The organism is Klebsiella sp. CN_Kp073 (assembly GCF_040065495.2).
Classification (GTDB): Bacteria; Pseudomonadota; Gammaproteobacteria; order Enterobacterales; family Enterobacteriaceae; genus Klebsiella; species Klebsiella aerogenes.
In genome coordinates, this window is sequence record NZ_CM198051.1 from 4,543,292 (window position 1) to 4,561,040 (window position 17,749).

At 61.9% G+C, this 17,749-nt stretch carries 17 protein-coding genes; 11 read left to right on the forward strand and 6 right to left on the reverse strand.

Features of this window, described 5'->3' with window-relative positions:
- Positions 1 to 4: 4 nt before the first annotated feature.
- Positions 5 to 1,225: an amino acid deaminase gene (locus ABLV66_RS21895; protein WP_348876885.1), complete on the forward strand. Its 1,221-nt coding sequence runs from the start codon at positions 5 to 7 to the stop codon at positions 1,223 to 1,225.
- 738 nt (positions 1,226 to 1,963) lie between these two features.
- Here the strand turns inward: ABLV66_RS21895 and ABLV66_RS21900 are convergent.
- The 5 genes from ABLV66_RS21900 to ABLV66_RS21920 all read right to left on the reverse strand — a co-directional run bounded on the left by ABLV66_RS21900 (position 1,964) and on the right by ABLV66_RS21920 (position 8,124).
- Complete coding sequence (locus ABLV66_RS21900; RefSeq protein WP_063415883.1) at positions 1,964 to 2,980, reverse strand: Ldh family oxidoreductase; 1,017 nt, start codon at positions 2,978 to 2,980, stop codon at positions 1,964 to 1,966.
- Between the two features lie 11 nt (positions 2,981 to 2,991).
- Positions 2,992 to 4,593, reverse strand: a complete 1,602-nt coding sequence (locus ABLV66_RS21905; protein WP_045395494.1) for an APC family permease — start codon at positions 4,591 to 4,593, stop codon at positions 2,992 to 2,994.
- Positions 4,594 to 4,608: 15 nt separating this feature from the next.
- Complete coding sequence (locus ABLV66_RS21910) at positions 4,609 to 6,213, reverse strand: aldehyde dehydrogenase (NADP(+)) (protein ID WP_063415887.1); 1,605 nt, start codon at positions 6,211 to 6,213, stop codon at positions 4,609 to 4,611.
- 14 nt (positions 6,214 to 6,227) lie between these two features.
- On the reverse strand, positions 6,228 to 7,148 hold the full coding sequence (locus ABLV66_RS21915; RefSeq protein WP_008807565.1) for a dihydrodipicolinate synthase family protein: 921 nt from the start codon (positions 7,146 to 7,148) through the stop codon (positions 6,228 to 6,230).
- A gap of 151 nt (positions 7,149 to 7,299) precedes the next feature.
- Positions 7,300 to 8,124 (reverse strand): AraC family transcriptional regulator, encoded by an 825-nt coding sequence (locus ABLV66_RS21920; RefSeq protein ID WP_023288209.1) that lies wholly within the window; start codon positions 8,122 to 8,124, stop codon positions 7,300 to 7,302.
- Between the two features lie 310 nt (positions 8,125 to 8,434).
- Between ABLV66_RS21920 and ABLV66_RS21925 the strand changes: the two genes are divergently transcribed.
- From ABLV66_RS21925 to ABLV66_RS21940, 4 genes are read left to right on the forward strand one after another with little or no spacing between them, the layout of a single operon-like run.
- A complete protein-coding gene (locus ABLV66_RS21925) occupies positions 8,435 to 9,382 on the forward strand; it encodes a 4-hydroxyproline epimerase (protein ID WP_315712518.1) in 948 nt (315 codons plus the stop codon).
- Positions 9,379 to 10,488 carry an NAD(P)/FAD-dependent oxidoreductase gene (locus ABLV66_RS21930; RefSeq protein ID WP_315712516.1) on the forward strand — a complete coding sequence of 370 codons (1,110 nt, stop codon included), beginning with the start codon at positions 9,379 to 9,381 and terminating at the stop codon, positions 10,486 to 10,488. The genes ABLV66_RS21925 and ABLV66_RS21930 overlap by 4 nt, the downstream gene beginning before the upstream one ends.
- Complete coding sequence (locus ABLV66_RS21935) at positions 10,485 to 10,748, forward strand: (2Fe-2S)-binding protein (protein WP_045395487.1); 264 nt, start codon at positions 10,485 to 10,487, stop codon at positions 10,746 to 10,748. Before ABLV66_RS21930 ends, ABLV66_RS21935 begins: the two co-directional genes overlap by 4 nt.
- Positions 10,729 to 11,991, forward strand: coding sequence for an FAD-dependent oxidoreductase (locus tag ABLV66_RS21940; protein WP_315712513.1), 1,263 nt, complete (start codon positions 10,729 to 10,731; stop codon positions 11,989 to 11,991). Before ABLV66_RS21935 ends, ABLV66_RS21940 begins: the two co-directional genes overlap by 20 nt.
- 3 nt (positions 11,992 to 11,994) lie before the next feature.
- On the opposite strand, the gene hpaR is transcribed toward ABLV66_RS21940, so the two are convergent.
- Entirely contained in the window at positions 11,995 to 12,435 is a 441-nt protein-coding gene (gene hpaR / locus ABLV66_RS21945) for a homoprotocatechuate degradation operon regulator HpaR (RefSeq protein ID WP_045395485.1), read from the reverse strand.
- Between the two features lie 287 nt (positions 12,436 to 12,722).
- Here hpaR and ABLV66_RS21950 point away from each other — a divergent pair, with 287 nt between their 5' ends.
- The 6 genes from ABLV66_RS21950 (at position 12,723) to hpaH (ending at position 17,740) form a co-directional block, all read left to right on the forward strand.
- Positions 12,723 to 13,355: a fumarylacetoacetate hydrolase family protein gene (locus ABLV66_RS21950; protein WP_025713114.1), complete on the forward strand. Its 633-nt coding sequence runs from the start codon at positions 12,723 to 12,725 to the stop codon at positions 13,353 to 13,355.
- Positions 13,352 to 14,116 (forward strand): fumarylacetoacetate hydrolase family protein, encoded by a 765-nt coding sequence (locus ABLV66_RS21955; RefSeq protein WP_009485356.1) that lies wholly within the window; start codon positions 13,352 to 13,354, stop codon positions 14,114 to 14,116. The genes ABLV66_RS21950 and ABLV66_RS21955 overlap by 4 nt, the downstream gene beginning before the upstream one ends.
- On the forward strand, positions 14,113 to 15,579 hold the full coding sequence (hpaE, locus tag ABLV66_RS21960; RefSeq protein WP_008807572.1) for a 5-carboxymethyl-2-hydroxymuconate semialdehyde dehydrogenase: 1,467 nt from the start codon (positions 14,113 to 14,115) through the stop codon (positions 15,577 to 15,579). Before ABLV66_RS21955 ends, hpaE begins: the two co-directional genes overlap by 4 nt.
- A 1-nt stretch (position 15,580) precedes the next feature.
- Positions 15,581 to 16,438 carry a 3,4-dihydroxyphenylacetate 2,3-dioxygenase gene (gene hpaD, locus ABLV66_RS21965; RefSeq protein WP_009485358.1) on the forward strand — a complete coding sequence of 286 codons (858 nt, stop codon included), beginning with the start codon at positions 15,581 to 15,583 and terminating at the stop codon, positions 16,436 to 16,438.
- Positions 16,439 to 16,447: 9 nt separating this feature from the next.
- Positions 16,448 to 16,828: a 5-carboxymethyl-2-hydroxymuconate Delta-isomerase gene (locus ABLV66_RS21970; protein ID WP_015368431.1), complete on the forward strand. Its 381-nt coding sequence runs from the start codon at positions 16,448 to 16,450 to the stop codon at positions 16,826 to 16,828.
- A gap of 108 nt (positions 16,829 to 16,936) precedes the next feature.
- Positions 16,937 to 17,740 carry a 2-oxo-hept-4-ene-1,7-dioate hydratase gene (gene hpaH, locus ABLV66_RS21975; RefSeq protein WP_002887487.1) on the forward strand — a complete coding sequence of 268 codons (804 nt, stop codon included), beginning with the start codon at positions 16,937 to 16,939 and terminating at the stop codon, positions 17,738 to 17,740.
- The last annotated feature ends 9 nt before the right edge of the window (positions 17,741 to 17,749 follow it).

The following is a 17,749-nucleotide window of genomic DNA, read 5'->3' on the forward strand; positions in this document are numbered from 1 at the left end:
TGTTATGAAATACCATTCAGCACCGCTCATCCCGCACAAATCCGCCCTCATGTCCGCGCCGGCTAATCTGCTGGCGGAAGAGGTCTGTCTGCCCGCCGCGCTGTTAAAAAAGTCGGCGCTGGAAAACAATATTTCATGGATGCAGCGCTATGCCGACGCCCGCGGCGTGTCGCTGGCGCCGCATGGTAAAACGACAATGACGCCATGGATATTTCAGGCGCAGCAGCGAGCGGGAGCGTGGGGGATCGGCGTGGGTAGCGCCTGGCAGGCCAGCGCGGCGATGGCCAGCGGCATCCAACGCGTCCTGATGGTCAATCAGCTGGTCGGCAAGGCCAATATGCAGGTGGTCGCGCAGCTAAAAGCGCACTATCGGGCAGTAGATTTTATCTGCTGCGTCGATAGCGAGGCCAACGTGCGCACCCTCTCCGCTTTCTTCACCGCCCAGGGACAAACGCTGGATGTGCTGATTGAACTTGGCGTGCCGGGCGGGCGCTGCGGCTGTCGTAGCTTCGATGACGCGCTGGCGCTGGCGCAGCGGGTAAGCGACCTGCCGGGGTTACGGCTACGCGGACTGGAATTGTATGAAGGAGTGTTGCACGGCGACGATCCGCAACCGCAGGTGGAAGCGTTATTACAACAGGCCGCGGCGCTTGCCTGCCGCATGGAGCCGCTGGTTGACGGCGAATTTATTCTCACCGGCGCGGGCACCGTCTGGTATGACGTGGTGTGCAACATCTGGCTGGCGGCGGCAAAACCGCGCCGCTGCCGTATCGTCATCCGCCCTGGCTGTTATATCACCCACGATCGCGGGATCTACGATCTCGCACAACAAGAGCTGATCGCACGCGATCCGATTGCCTGCGATCTCGCCGGCGATCTCACTTCAGCGCTGGAGCTGATGGCGATGGTGCAATCGGTGCCTGAGGCGGATCGCGCAGTGGTGAATTTCGGCAAGCGCGACTGCGCCTTCGACGCCGGGCTGCCGCAGCCGATCGCCCATTATAGTAACGGCCAGCAGTTAGCGCTGCGCGCGGAGTCGATCGTCAGTATCGGCATCATGGATCAGCACTGCATGCTGCGCCTGGCGCCGGGCAGCGATGTGCAGGTCGGCGATATTCTGCTGTTCGGCACCTCGCACCCGTGTCTGACCTTTGATAAGTGGAAGACGTTGCTGCTGGTCGATGACGACTACAACGTGCTGGACGAGCTCGACACGCTGTTTTGACCGGCATCCCGGGTGGCGGCGCTTCGCGCCTTACCCGGGCTACACAACCCGCGACGTTCGGTAGCCCGGCTAAGCGTAGCGCAAGCCGGGGGATGTCCTGGATGGCGGCGCTTCGCGCCTTACCCAGGCTACACAACCCGCGACGTTCGGTAGCCCGGCTAAGCGTAGCGCAAGCCGGGGGATGTCCCGGGTGGCGGCGCTTCGCGCCTTACCCAGGCTACACAACCCGCGACGTTCGGTAGCCCGGCTAAGCGTAGCGCAAGCCGGGGGATGTCCCGGATGGCGGCGCTTCGCGCCTTGCCCGGGCGACACAACCCGCGACGTTCGGTAGCCCGGCTAAGCGTAGCGCAAGCCGGGGGATGTCCTGGATGGCGGCGCTTCGCGCCTTACCCGGGCTACACAACCCGCGACGTTCGGTAGCCCGGCTAAGCGTAGCGCAAGCCGGGGGATGTCCCGGATGGCGGCGCTTCGCGCCTTGCCCGGGCGACACAACCCGCGACGTTCGGTAGCCCGGCTAAGCGTAGCGCAAGCCGGGGGATGTCCCGGGTGGCGGCGCTTCGCGCCTTACCCGGGCTACACAACCCGCGACGTTCGGTAGCCCGGCTAAGCGTAGCGCAAGCCGGGGGATGTCCCGGATGGCGGCGCTTCGCGCCTTACCCCGGTTACACAACCCGCGGCGTTCGGTAGCCCGACTAAGCGTAGCGCAAGCCGGGGGATGTCCCGGGTGGCGGCTGCGCCTTACCCGCCCTGGCGCAAGGCGCAAATCTCATCATGCAATGAACGGCTGATGACTACCCCCTGCCGCTCACTCTGCTGGCGGCAGGCGAAACGCCGCTCGCCCGGCAGCCGCGCCCCCTGATCCTGCATCGCATTGAACAACGTTTCGGCGCGCGCCAGCTGCTCTGGTGCCTGCGCGCCGAGAAAGCGCTGCGGATCCAGCGCCAGGATAAGCTCGCCGCCGTAGGGGAGACCGCCCGCGCCGTTATCCCACGCCAGCGATTCGGCGCTGGTCATATCGCCGATAAGCGGCCCGGCCAGCAGCTCGACCATTGCCGCCAGCGCCGAGCCCTTATGGCCGCCGAAGGTTAACATCGCGCCGTTCAGCACCTCCGCGGCATCGGTCGTCGGCTGTCCCTGACTGTCGATTCCCCACCCTTGCGGTAGCGCTTTGCCGGCGCGCTGATGCAGCTGGATCTCGCCGCGCGCCGCGGCGCTGGTCGCCATATCAACAATAAACGGCGGCTTATCCCGCCGCGGCCAGCCAAAGGCGATAGGGTTGGTGCCGAACAGCGGACGCGTGCCGCCCGCCGGGGCGACCCAGGCGTGACTTGGCGTGCAGGACAGCCCCACCAGCCCTGCCTCGGTCAACGGCTCAATATCGGCAAACAGCGCGGAAAAATGGACGCAGCGGTTAATCGCCAACGCCGCAATGCCGCTGTGCCGCGCCTTCTCCAGCAGTAACGGCAGCGCGCGCTCGTAGGCCAGCAGCGAAAAGGCGCCGCCGGCGTCCGCCCGCGCAATCGCCGGCGCCTGATCGTGGATTTGCGGCTCGGCATCAGGCGATACCTTGCCTTTACGCAAGGTATCGACAATGCCCAACAGCCGCCACAGGCCGTGGGAAGCGCAGCCGTCGCGCTCCCCGGCGGCCACATTACGTGCAATGGCCGCCGCGTGGTCGGCGCTAAATCCATTGGCGCTGAGTACCTCCAGCGCCAGGTCATAAGCTTCAGGTAACGATAGAGTTACCGACTCCATACTGTTCTCCTTTACTCTTCTTCGTCTCCGCTAAAGTTAGCCTGCGGCAGGCAGCTGCGCGCGCCCCAGTAGTAAATCCCCAACGACATCGCCGCCACCAGCACCGTATCCCAGGGGTGACCGATAACATTAAGCCCGCCGAAGCTGCCCAGCCAGGAAAAGAGGATAATCAACGCATAAAAAACGATCAGCCACAGCGACGATTTCACCTGCTGCGCCAGGCTCACGGTATGTTCCGGCACCTTACCTTTGCACATCACATAGACGACAAACATCACGATTTGCAGCCCCAACAGCCACGAGAGCGTATTCCAGCCGGACCAGTAGACAATCAGCGCCGAGATCATAAACGATACCGGGCCGATGATGCCGAAGGCGCGCACGCGGAAAGGCCGCGGCAGATCCGGCGCGTTGCGGCGCAGCCCGGCGGCGGTTACCGGGGCGATGGCGTAGCTCAGCACCAGGGCAGCCGACACCACGCTAATCAGCTGTTCCCAGGATGGGAACGGCAGCGTCCAGAAAATCGACAGTCCAAAAGTCAGCCATAGCGCCGGGCGCGGAATACCGGACTCTTTATCAATATGGGTAAAGGCTTTAAAGAAGGTACCCGCCTTCGCCCAGCCGTAGATCACCCGCGGCGTCGCATTCATATAGATATTGCCGGTGCCGCTCGGGGAGATGATCGCATCGCTTATCACCATAAAGGCCAGCCAGCCCATGCCGAGGGTAATAGCGATATCGCGATACGGCAGCGAGAACTGTTTGCTCACCTCGGCCCAACCGCCGCTTAGCATCTCGGTGGGGATACTGCCAAGGAACGCCAGCTGCAGCAGCACGTAGATAATCGTCGACAGCACCACTGATAAAATCAACGCGATAGGGATAGTGCGCTGCGGCTTTTGCACTTCGCTGGCTACCGAGATAATCGGCGTCAATCCCAGATAAGCGAAGATAATTCCCCCCGCACTGATCGCCGCTTCCACCCCGGACATGCCGAATGGCGCAATACCCTGAGCGTGCAGGTTCTCCGGTTTAAAGAAGGCGAATAGCGTCACCACCACCAGCAGCGGCACCAGAAACTTGAGCACGCTGATGAAGTTGTTCGATCGGGCGAAGGTCTTGACGCTGTAGTAGTTCAGCGCAAAGAAGAAACAGAGCAGCAGGAACTGCACCACCCACCCCAGCAGCGTCGGCGAACTGGAACCCGGCTGGGTCAACGCCGGAAACCAGGCCGCGGCATATTGCCGGGCGGCGACGATTTCAATTGAGATCAGGCTGGAGAAAGCGATCAAGGTGATGAACCCCAGCAGATAGCCCATCAGCTCACCGTGGGAAAAGACCGGGTAGCGAATAATGCCGCCGGCGCGCGGCAGCGCCGCCCCCAGTTCGCAGTAGACAATCCCCAACAGCAATACTGCAAAACCGCCGATCACCCACGACGCGATCCCGGCCGGACCGGCGATGGAGGCCACGTGGCTGGCGGCGAATAACCATCCGGAGCCGAAAATCGCGCCCAGGCCGATAAACGTGAGATCCGTTAGGGTCAGCTGTTTTTTAAACTTACCCGACTCTGCAACGCGGGTTTGACTATTATGCGTAGAGTGAATGGTCATGGTGATGCCCTTGCGTCAATGAGAGGAGGAAATCGCTTCCCGGGTCCACTGGCCGTTGACCAGGCGCAGCAGGTTCAAAGGGTTCGCATCCTGCAGCGCCGGCGGTAACAGGGCGGCGGGCGCGTTCTGCAGACAGACCGGGCGCAGAAAGCGTTCAATCGCCCGGCTGCCAACCGAAGTCCCGCGCGCGTCGGTGGTCGCCGGCCACGGGCCGCCGTGGACCATCGCATCGCACACTTCCACGCCGGTGGGATAACCGTTAAACAGTACCCGTCCGGCCTTTTCGCAAAGCAGCGGTAGCAGGCTCGCCGCCAGCGGGCCATCATCCGCCTCGGCATGCAGCGTCGCGGTGAGCTGCCCCTGCAGCGCTTTCACCACCGCCTGCAGCTGGGCCACGTCGTCCACTTCCACCAGTAGCGATAACGGGCCGAAAACCTCAGTCTGCAGCAGCGTATCCTGCGCCAGTAGATCCTCGGCCTGAGCCTGCCACAGCAGGGTCTGCGCCTGCCCGGCGCCGGCGGCGATGCCGTTCGCCAGCTTCTCGATACGCGGGTGCGCCGCAAGCGCCGCCACGCCCTGATGGTAGTGCTGAAGGGTCGGCGCATTGAGCAACACCTGCGGCGGAGAGCCCGCTACCGCCGCGCACAGCGCCGACTTAAAGCGTTCCAGCCCGGCGCCGCGCAGCGCCAGAATCAGCCCCGGACGGGTACAGAACTGGCCGCCGCCGAGGGTGAATGACGCCACCAGCTCGTTTGCCAGCGCCTCGGCCCGCGTCTGCAGCGCCTGCGGCAGAATAATCAATGGGTTAATCGCCGACATTTCAGCAAACAGCGGGATTGGCTGCGGGCGCTGCTGCGCCAGCTGATACAGCGCCTTACCACCGGCCAGCGAACCGGTAAAGCCAACGGCCTGAATCGCCGGATGGCGGACTAATTCGGCGCCGATATCGGTCCCGAAAATCATATTGAATACGCCGCCGGGTAAACCGCACCGCACCACCGCCCGGACGATCGCTTCAGCGGTCAGCTCGGCGGTGGCCATATGGCCCGGATGGGCCTTCACCACCACCGGGCAGCCAGCCGCCAGCGCCGAGGCGGTATCGCCGCCGGCGGTGGAAAAGGCCAACGGAAAGTTGCTGGCGCCAAACACCGCCACCGGCCCTAACGCCTGCTGATACTGGCGCAGGTCCGGGCGCGGCAGCGGCTGACGGTCGGCTAAGGCGGTATCAATACGGGCGGCGAAGATATCGCCGCGCTGGATCACGCCAGCAAACATTCTCAGCTGGCCGCTGGTGCGCGCCCGTTCACCCTGCAGCCGCGCCAGCGGCAGCGCGGTCTCCTGCCCGGCGATAGCAAAAAACGCCTCGCCCAGCGCATCCAGTTCATCAGCAATGGCGTTGAGAAAGCGCGCCCGCTGCTGCGGCGTGGTTTGTGAATAGACGGTAAAGGCCTGCTGCGCGGCTTCTGCGGCCTGAGCGGCTTCCTCGCGTGAAGCCGGATAAAAGCGGTGGCCGGTGGCTTCGCCGTCCACCGCCCGTAGGCTCAATAGCGTCGCCTCACCGCTGGCAATGCGGCGTCCGGCAATAAACTGCCGTCCCGCCGTGGTCTGAGATGCATTCATATTGACTCCTGTGCTCAGAGGCCGACATCCGGCAGCGTCGGACGAGTCGCCAGCGCCTGTTCAACGATCGCCACCACCTGCTGGCGCGTTTCGCCTTCCAGCGCCAGACGAGGCGGACGAGTGATGGCGCTGCCGCGACCCAGCAACTCTTCACACAGCTTGATGCACTGCACCAGATCCGGACGCGCATCGAGATGCAGCAGCGGCATGAACCAGCGGTACAGCGCCATCGCCTCTTCGTAACGCTGCTGACGGGCGAGACGGAATAACGTTTCCCCTTCGCGCGGGAAGGCGTTGGACATCCCGGAGATCCAGCCTTCCGCGCCGACGGCGATGCTTTCCACCACCACGTCATCCAGCCCGGCAAACAGCACGAAGCGGTCGCCAACGGTGTTACGCAGGTCGATAAAGCGGCGGGTATCGCCGGAGGAGTCTTTAAAGCAGACGATGTTGTCGCAGTCGGTCAGGGTGGCGAGAATGTCCGGCGTCACGTCGTTTTTGTAAATCGGCGGGTTGTTGTAGACCATAATCGGCAGGTCGGTAGCGCTCGCCACGCTGCGGAAGTGGGCCGCGGTTTCATGCGGTTTTGAGGAGTAGACCAGCGCCGGCATCACCATGATCCCGTCGACGCCGACGCGCTCCGCCTCTTTCGCCATTTTCTGGGCAAAGGCGGTGGTGAACTCGGCCACCCCGGCGATGACCGGAATTTTGCCGCCGGCGGCATCCTTCGCCACCTCGATAATCTGCAGTTTTTCATCGGTGCTCAGCGAGGTGTTTTCACCTACGCTGCCGCACACCACCAGCCCGGAAACGCCATCTTTCACCAGGTTTTTCATCACCGCGTGAGTGGCGTCTAAATCGAGGGAGTAGTCGCTACGAAACTGCGTGCTGACCGCCGGGAATACGCCGCTCCAGTGAATCGCTTTTTTGCTCATGCTCGGTTCCTTGTCGTCATTTTGTTAAGTCAAAGTGAATGAATGGTGAATATTCACTGACAGATTGACGTGTCGCGGAACCGGCGGCTTGTCGGTTTTCCCTCAATACGATGACGAAATTAGCACAGTCGGCAAAAGTGTGAGCCAGCGTTTATCCGAGCAGCGTGAGGCGAAAATCGCGCGGCGTCGAGCCGGTCATCGCCTTGAACTGGCGGCTAAAAGCGCTGTGATCGGTATAGCCGCACTGCAGGGCGATATCGGTAATCGGCGTATCGCCAGCCAGCAGTTCGGTGGCTTTTTCCAGCCGCACTTTGTGGATCATCTGCCGCGGGGTGAGATGAAAGATCCGCTTGCAGTAGCGTTCGATCTGCGCAATCGACATCCCGCTTAAGGCGGTTAACTCTTCCATGGCGATCGGCCGGTGATAGTGGCGGCGGATATGATCGTCGACGATCGCCAGCCGCTGCCATGCCGGATGGCGGGCGTGGGCCTCCTGCAGATCGTGCGAGATCCCGGCCATGCCGATCACCTGGCCGCTGATATCGCGTAGCGCCAATTTCTGCGTCAGGCACCAGCCGCGCTCGCGGCCATTGTAGAGATGCATTTCCAGCTGATCGCGCAGGGTCACGCCTTCCCGTAGTACCCGAAGATCCTGCTCGGTATAACCCTGACCCAGCGCGGAAGGAAAGACATCGGCGGAGGTTTTGCCCAGCAGCGAGGAGACGCTTTTGAAACCACAGCGGCGGGCCAGCGTCAGGTTCGCCAACAAATAACGCGCCTGGCGATCTTTGATAAAAAAGACCACATTAGGAATGGCATTGAGCAAGGGCGCAATCAGCGCCAGCGCATTCAGCAGCGCCGGCATATTTTCCGGCCGCTGGCGCGCCAGCCCTTCGCAGATCTGGCTCAGCTCATCGACGGCCAGCTCAGGTTGGTTAACCGCGCGCGGCGGCGCCGCATCAGAAACACCGATCATAAGGCCTCCTCATGGTAAGTGACCGAAGGATATTTATTCACTTTCCGTTAACACCACAAGCAGCAAGCGCTGGATTTGCGATCCTGGATCCGCTTTACGCCTTCCCCTGATTTAGCCACTGGCGCAATGGTCACTTTCGGTTTACCACAGCATTAAGCAAATGATTAATAAGAAATAACTATGTGAAATAGAAATATACCGCTCTCATTACTATGCAGATTTCGTCATTTTCTCTGACGAAAGCGCTCAAGCAGGCCGGGAAAGGTTGCGCCAGCATGATGAAACATGTTGTTAACTTCCGGAGAGTCTGATGACCGCGCCACGCCCCCCTATTACGCTGAGAGCTATCGATTCACATACCGGCGGCGAACCGACCCGCCTGATCGTTGACGGCTTCCCCGACCTCGGCGACGGCAGCATGGCGGAGCGCCGCGACCGCTTCGCCCGCGACTTCGACCATTGGCGTCAGGCGGCCATTCTCGAACCGCGCGGCAATGACGTACTGGTCGGCGCGCTGCTGTGCAAACCGGTCTCGGCGGCGGCTACCGCTGGGGTGATTTTCTTCAACAACGCCGGTTTTCTGAATATGTGCGGCCACGGCACTATCGGGCTTATCGCCTCGCTGGCCTGGCTTGGGCGTATCAAGCCCGGCGTACACCTGATTGAAACGCCGGTCGGCGACGTAAGCGCGACGTTGCACGACGATGGCAGCGTATCGGTGCAAAACGTCCCGGCCCGTCGCTGGAAAAAACAGATCCGCGTTGAAACCGCGCTGGGTCCCGTCATCGGCGATATTGCCTGGGGCGGCAACTGGTTTTTCCTGATTAACGACCACCCGTTCGCCATTACCCCCGAACAAATTCCACAGCTCACCGACTACGCCTGGGCAGTGCGCGAGGGGCTGGAAGCAGCGGGGATCCGTGGCGACGACGGCGGCGTTATCGACCATATCGAACTCTTCGCCGATGACGATACCGCCGACAGCCGCAGCTTCGTACTCTGCCCGGGAAAGGCCTGGGATCGCTCGCCGTGCGGTACCGGCACCAGCGCCAAGCTGGCCTGTCTGGCGCAGGATGGCAAGCTGCAGCCAGGGGAAATATGGCGTCAGGCCAGCATCATCAGCAGCCAGTTTACCGCCAGCTACCAGCGCACCGCTGAAGGCATCATCCCAACGATCCGCGGCGAAGCCTGGGTCTGCGGCGATAACCAATTGATCCTCAACCCTGACGATCCCTTCTGCTGGGGGATCGCGCCGTGAAGCAGAGCGATGTCATCGTGATCGGCGCCGGGATCATCGGCGCCGCCTGCGCGTGGCAGTTGACGAAGCGGGGGCAAAGCGTGACGCTTATCGATAACGGGCAGCCCGGCGCCACGGCGGCCGGTATGGGCCATCTGGTGTGCATGGATGATGACCCCGCCGAGCTTGCCTTGTCGGCGTGGTCGCTGGAACGCTGGCGCGCTATCACGCCGCGGATGCCCGACAATTGCGCCTGGCGCGGCTGCGGCACGCTGTGGCTGGCGGAAAGCGAAGAAGAGATGGCCGTCGCCGACGAAAAACAGCGGCGGATAGCCGGCCATCAGGTGCACAGCGAACTCCAGACTCCGCAGCAGATCGCCGGGCGCGAGCCGCTGCTGCGCGGCGGGCTGGCCGGCGGGCTGTGGGTGCCGGGCGATGGCATCGTCTACGCGCCGAACGTCGCCCGCTGGTTGATTACCGATGCCGGAGACCATCTTACCTGCCTGCGCGACAGCGTACAGACGATTGAAGAGCCACAGGTGCTGCTCGCCAGCGGCCAACGGCTACAGGCACGGGCGATCGTGGTGGCCTGCGGCCTTGAAGCCAATGTGCTGTTAGCGGAAAACTGGCTGAGACCGAAAAAAGGCCAACTGGCGATTACCGATCGCTACGGGCCGCGGGTGCATCACCAGCTGGTTGAGCTGGGTTACGGCGCCAGCGCCCACGGCGGCGGCACCTCGGTGGCGTTTAATCTTCAGCCGCGACCGACCGGCCAGCTGCTGATTGGCTCTTCGCGTCAGTTTGATAACCGCGAGCGCGAGTTGGATCTGCCCCTGCTGGCGCAGATGCTCGATCGCGCCCGCCACTTCGTGCCGGCGCTGGCGACGTTGAATATTATCCGCTGCTGGAGCGGTCTGCGCGCCGCCTCGCAGGATGGCAACCCGCTGATCGGCCCGCACCCCGCTCGCCGTGGCGTATGGTTAGCGCTGGGCCATGAAGGGCTGGGCGTCACCACCGCTCCGGCCACGGCCGAACTGCTGGCGGCGCAGATCCTCGATGAACGCTGCCCATTGGCGCCCGACGTCTGGCTCCCGGCTCGTTTGTGTCAACAGGAGGCGATTGCATGAAGGCCACTCTCAACATCACCGTCGATGGCCAGCCTCTGACGGTGCCGGAAGGGATCAGCGTGGCGGCGGCGCTGGCGTTGACCGGCGACCCCACCACCCGCCAGGCGGTTAACGGCGAGCTCCGCGCGCCGTTTTGCGGCATGGGCGTCTGCCAGGAGTGCCGGATCGCCGTCGATGGCCTACGGGTGCTGGCCTGCCAGACCCTGTGCCGGGCCGGTATGCAAATAGAAAGGAGCCGCGATGAACACGCTGCGCTGTGACATTTTAATCCTCGGCGCCGGCCCCGCCGGCATGGCGGCCGCGCTCTCCGCCGCCGCCTGCGATAAACAGGTCATCATCCTCGACGATAACCCTGCCCCTGGCGGACAAATCTGGCGCGCGGGTCCGCAGGCGACGCTGCCCGCCCTGGCCCGGCGCTACCGCGACGCCATCGCCGCGTCTGCCGCCATCCGGGTAGTGAACGGCGCGCGGCTGATTGCCCGCCCCTCCTCGCACAGCGTGCTGTTTGAAACCGCCGACGGCGGCGGCGTGGTTTACTGGCAGAAACTGATCCTCTGCTGCGGCGCGCGCGAGCTGTCGCTGCCCTTTCCCGGCTGGACCTTACCCGGCGTGACTGGCGCGGGCGGCCTACAGGCGCAAATCAAACATGGGCTGTCGCTGAAAGGTGAAAAGGTGGTGATTGCCGGCAGCGGTCCGCTACTGCTGGCGGTGGCGGATACGGTGAACAAGGCCGGAGGCGAAGTGACGAATATCATTGAGCAAGCGCCGCTCCCGACGCTGCTGCGCTTCGCCAGCGGTCTATGGCGCTGGCCGCAGAAGCTGCGCCAGTTAGCGACGCTGGCCCCGAAAGGCTATCTTAGCGGCGCGCAGGCGATCCGCGCTCACGGTACAACGCGGCTGGAAGCCGTTACGCTTCGCCAGCGCGGCGTCGAGCGGACTATCGCCTGCGATCGGCTGGCTATCGGCTACGGGCTGATACCCAATATCGAGACGGCGCTGCTGTTCGGCTGCGCCACGGCGCAGGAGGCGATACAGGTTAACCGCTGGCAGCAGACCAGCATCGAGGATATCTACGCCGCCGGCGAGTGCACCGGTTTCGGCGGTAGCGAACTGGCGCTGGCGGAGGGCGAAATCGCCGGTTTTGCCGCCGCCGGGGCCAGCCATCAAGCGCAGGCGTTATTTGCCCGCCGCGCCCGCTGGCAGCGTTTCGCCGAAGCAATCAACCGTACCTTCCGGCTGAGGGAGTCCTTGAAAAACGCCGCAACGCCGGAGAGCCTGCTGTGCCGCTGCGAAGATGTGCGCTGCGGCGATGTTGACGCCGCCGGGGGCTGGCCGCAGGCCAAACTCACCCAGCGCTGCGGAATGGGCGCCTGTCAGGGGCGCACCTGCGCCGCCAGCGCCCGCTGGTTGTACGGCTGGCCGCTGCCGCAGCCGAGAGAACCGCTGGCCCCCGCCCGCGCGGAAACGCTTACTGCCCTCGCCCGGCCGAGCGCCGAGCCGTAACCGCTACTCTTCTTCATCACCGCGCGCGGCAGGGACGCCAAGCGCAATAAACTCCTCCAACAGCGTGGTCAGCTGGCGCATCTTTTCCGCCGTAAACTGTGCTTCTATCTGCCGGTAGGCCTCTTCCACCTGTGCCTGGGCGCTCTCATACAGCGCCAGCCCGGCGGGCGTTAACGACAGGTAGAGCTTGCGCTGATCGTTGACCGGTTTTAAGCGCAGCACTAAACCGTCGCGTTCCATGCGCGTCAAAATCCCGGTCAGGCTGGGGCGCAAAATGCAGGCGCGCCAGGCCAGGTCGTGAAAATCCATCGATGGGTTTTCCGCAAGGATACGCACAATACGCCACTGCTGTTCGGTCAGGTTGTGGCGTTTAACGATCGGCCGGAAATGGCCCATCGCCGCTTCTCGCGCCTGCAGCAGCGCAATGGTTAATGAATCATGCATGGTATCCCCTCAACAACGCTAACCAAAACTTATTAACACTTTAATAATTAGCCCTAATCCTGCCATGTACAACCGGTTTCTGCACCTGAAAAGTACCAGTCGCTATCAAAAATAAATATATATAATTGATATATAAGATATAAATAAAAAACATGTAAATATTGTGTTAATCCGATCACAAAACATTCACTTCTATTTGCCAAACCTTCGCGCAAAGAATAAAAGATGATCATTAACATATTAATGAAATCCCTTCGAATCCGAAATCAGTACCAGAGGAGTGGTGAATGAAAGGTACCATCTTCGCCGTTGCGCTCAATCATCGCAGCCAGCTCGACGCCTGGCGCGAAGCGTTTCAACAGGCCCCCTACAAGACGCCGCCGAAAACCGCGGTCTGGTTCATCAAACCCCGTAATACCGTGATTGGCGATGGCGAAGCCATTCCCCATCCGCAGGGCGAGACCGTACAAAGCGGCGCGACGGTGGCGCTGATTGTCGGCAAAACCGCGCGTAAAGTGGCGGCGGAAGAGGCGGCGAACTATATCGCCGGCTACGCGCTGGCTAACGACGTTAGCCTGCCGGAAGAGAGTTTTTATCGCCCGGCGATCAAGGCCAAATGCCGTGATGGCTTCTGCCCCATCGGCGCGCTGTCGGCGGTGCGCAACGTCGATAACCTGACCATCATCACCGAAATCAACGGCCGCGAGGCGGATAGCTGGCATACCGGCGATCTGCAGCGTAACGCCGCGCAGCTGCTGAGCGCCTTAAGCGAGTTCGCCACCCTCAATCCCGGCGACGCGATCCTTATCGGCACGCCCCACTCCCGCGTCACGCTGCGCCCCGGCGACCGCGTACGTATTCTCGCCGACGGTTTCCCGGCGCTCGAAAACCCGGTTGTCGCAGAAGGAGAGCTGGCATGAAACAGGCACGTATTGAATGGCAGGGACAGGTACGCGACGTGCTGGTCGATGAACGCGACCAGGTGCGCCTGCCCGATGGCACGGTATTGAAAGAAGGCGAATTCCGCTGGCTGCCGCCCGCCGACGGCACGCTGTTCGCGCTGGGGCTCAACTACGCCGACCACGCCAGCGAGCTGGAGTTTAAACCGCCAACCGAACCTTTGGTGTTCATCAAAGCGCCGAACACTTTTATTGGCCACCAGCAGCAGTCGGTACGCCCGGATAACGTCGAATACATGCACTACGAAGCCGAACTGGTGGTGGTGATCGGGAAAACCGCGCGCCGCGTCAGCGAAGCCGAGGCCATGGACTATGTCGCTGGCTATACCGTGTGCAACGACTACGCGATCCGCGACTATCTGGAAAACTACTACCGCCCGAACCTGCGGGTGAAAAGCCGCGACACCCTGACGCCGATCGGCCCGTGGATCGTCGCCAAAGAGGCGATCCCGGATCCGCATAATCTGGCCCTACGCACCTGGGTCAACGGCGAACTGCGCCAGCAGGGCACCACCGCCGATCTGATCTTCAGCATCCCGTTCCTCATCGCTTATTTAAGCGAATTTATGACCCTGCAACCGGGCGACATGATCGCCACCGGCACGCCGAAAGGGCTATCCGATGTGGTGCCGGGCGATGAGGTGATCGTTGAAGTCGAGGGCGTGGGCCGCCTGGTCAACCATATCATCAGCCAGCAAGCGTATGAGGAGACACTGTCATGAAAAAGATTAACCATTGGATCAACGGTAAAAACGTTGCCGGCGCAGACTATTTTCATACCACCAACCCGGCCACCGGCGAGGTACTGGCTGAAGTCGCCTCCGGCGGCGAAGCCGAAATCAACCAGGCGGTAGCGGCGGCGAAAGAGGCCTTCCCGAAGTGGGCTAACCTGCCGATGAAAGAGCGCGCGCGCCTTATGCGCCGCCTGGGCGATCTGATCGATCAGAACGTCCCGGAGATCGCGGCGATGGAAACCGCCGATACCGGCCTGCCTATCCACCAGACCAAAAACGTGCTGATCCCGCGGGCGTCGCATAACTTCGAATTTTTCGCCGAAGTATGCCAGCAGATGAACGGCAAGACCTATCCGGTCGACGACAAGATGCTTAACTACACCCTCGTGCAGCCGGTTGGCGTCTGCGCGCTGGTGTCGCCGTGGAACGTGCCGTTTATGACCGCCACCTGGAAGGTGGCGCCGTGCCTGGCGCTGGGCAATACCGCGGTGCTGAAAATGTCCGAGCTGTCGCCGCTGACCGCCGATCGTCTGGGCGAGCTGGCGCTGGAAGCCGGGATCCCGGCTGGCGTGCTCAACGTGGTGCAGGGCTATGGCGCCACCGCTGGCGACGCGCTGGTACGCCATCATGATGTGCGCGCCGTCTCCTTCACCGGCGGCACCGCCACCGGCCGCAACATTATGAAAAACGCCGGCCTGAAAAAGTACTCCATGGAGCTTGGCGGAAAATCGCCGGTGCTGATTTTTGAAGACGCCGATATTGAGCGCGCGCTCGACGCCGCGCTGTTCACCATTTTCTCGATCAACGGCGAACGCTGCACCGCCGGTTCACGCATTTTCATTCAGCAGAGTATTTATCCGGAGTTCGTCAAGCGCTTCGCCGAGCGCGCCAACCGCCTGCGCGTAGGCGATCCGACCGATCCGAATACCCAGGTCGGCGCGCTGATTAGCAAGCAGCACTGGGAGAAAGTGTCCGGCTACATTCGCCTCGGTATCGAAGAGGGGGCCACCCTGCTGGCCGGCGGCGCGGATAAGCCGTCCGACCTGCCGGCGCATCTGAAAGCCGGCAACTTCCTGCGCCCGACGGTACTGGCGGATGTCGACAACCGCATGCGCGTCGCCCAGGAAGAGATTTTTGGCCCGGTTGCCTGCCTGCTGCCGTTCAAAGATGAAGCGGAAGGGCTGCGCCTGGCCAACGATGTGGAATACGGCCTGGCGTCGTACATCTGGACCCAGGACGTCAGCAAAGTGCTGCGTCTGGCGCGCGGTATTGAAGCCGGGATGGTGTTCGTCAACACCCAGAACGTGCGCGACCTGCGTCAGCCGTTCGGCGGCGTGAAGGCCTCCGGCACCGGCCGCGAAGGCGGCGAGTACAGCTTTGAAGTGTTCGCCGAAATGAAAAACGTCTGCATCTCGATGGGCGACCATCCGATCCCGAAATGGGGAGTCTGATATGGGTAAGTTAGCGTTAGCAGCAAAAATCACTCACGTGCCGTCGATGTATCTGTCTGAGCTACCGGGGAAAAACCACGGCTGCCGTCAGGGCGCGATCGACGGGCATAAAGAAATTGGCAAGCGCTGCCGTGAAATGGGCGTCGATACCATTATCGTGTTCGACACCCACTGGCTGGTCAACAGCGCCTACCACATCAACTGTGCCGACCATTTCCAGGGCGTCTACACCAGTAACGAACTGCCGCATTTTATTCGCGACATGACCTACGACTACGACGGCAACCCGGAGCTGGGTCACCTGATTGCCGACGAGGCCGTCAAGCTTGGCGTACGCGCCAAAGCGCACAATATTCCGAGCCTGAAGCTGGAATACGGCACCCTGGTGCCGATGCGCTACATGAATAGCGATAAGCATTTCAAAGTGGTGTCCATTTCCGCCTTCTGTACCGTTCACGATTTTGCCGACAGCCGCAAGCTGGGCGAGGCCATCCTCAAGGCCATCGACAAATATGACGGCACCGTGGCGGTGCTGGCCAGCGGTTCGCTGTCGCATCGCTTTATCGACGACCAGCGCGCCGAAGAGGGCATGAACAGCTATACCCGCGAGTTTGACCATCAGATGGATGAGCGCGTGGTGAAGCTGTGGCGCGAAGGCAAATTCAAAGAGTTCTGCACCATGCTGCCGGAGTACGCCGACTACTGCTACGGCGAAGGCAACATGCACGACACGGTGATGCTGCTCGGCCTGCTGGGTTGGGATAAATACGACGGCAAGGTGGAGTTTATCACCGAGCTATTCGCCAGCTCCGGTACCGGCCAGGTTAACGCCGTGTTCCCGCTGCCGGCGCAGGCGTAAGGAGGCCCCATGCCGCATTTTATCGCCGAGTGTAGCGACAATATCCGCGAACAGGCCGATTTACCGGGGCTGTTCGCCAAAGTCAACGAGGCGCTGGCCGCCACCGGTATCTTTCCGATTGGCGGTATTCGCAGCCGCGCCCACTGGCTGGATACCTGGCAGATGGCCGACGGCAAGCATGATTACGCCTTCGTGCATATGACTCTGAAGATCGGCGCCGGCCGTAGCCTGGAGAGCCGTCAGGAGGTGGGCGAAATGCTGTTCGCGCTGATCAAGGCCCACTTTGCCGCGCTGATGGAGAGCCGTTATCTGGCGCTGTCGTTCGCCATGGAAGAGCTCGACCCGACGCTGAACTACAAACAGAACAATGTGCACGCGTTATTTAAATAATGTGCAAATTGCCCGGTGGCGCTGCGCTTACCGGGCCTACAACGGCCATGAATTTGTAGGCCGGATAAGCGAAGCGCCATCCGGCAATACAATGCCACAGGAATCACTATGCTCGATAAACAGACCCGAACCCTGATTGCCCAGCGGCTGAACCAGGCCGAAAAACAGCGTGAACAGATCCGCGCGATCTCGCTGGATTATCCGTCGATCACCATTGAGGACGCCTACGCCGTCCAGCGCGAGTGGGTCGAAATGAAGATCGCCGAAGGCCGCGTGCTCAAAGGCCATAAGATCGGCCTGACCTCTAAAGCGATGCAGGCCAGTTCGCAGATCAGCGAGCCGGACTACGGCGCGCTGCTCGATGATATGTTCTTCCACGACGGCAGCGATATTCCTACCGACCGCTTTATCGTGCCGCGTATCGAAGTCGAGCTGGCTTTCGTGCTGGCCAAACCGCTGCGCGGCCCGAACTGCACGCTGTTTGATGTCTACAACGCCACCGACTACGTTATCCCGGCGCTTGAGCTTATCGACGCGCGTTGCCACAACATCGACCCGGAAACCCAGCGTCCGCGCAAAGTGTTCGACACCATCTCCGATAACGCCGCCAACGCCGGGGTGATCCTCGGCGGCCGGCCGATTAAACCGGATGAGCTCGACCTGCGCTGGATCTCCGCCCTGCTGTATCGCAACGGCGTGATTGAAGAGACCGGCGTCGCCGCGGGCGTGCTTAATCATCCGGCCAACGGCGTGGCCTGGCTGGCCAACAAGCTGGCGCCGTACGATGTCCAGCTCGAAGCCGGGCAGATTATCCTCGGCGGCTCGTTCACCCGCCCGGTCCCGGCGCGCAAGGGCGATACCTTCCACGTCGACTACGGCAACATGGGCGCCATCAGCTGCCGCTTTGTTTGAGGAGAGCAA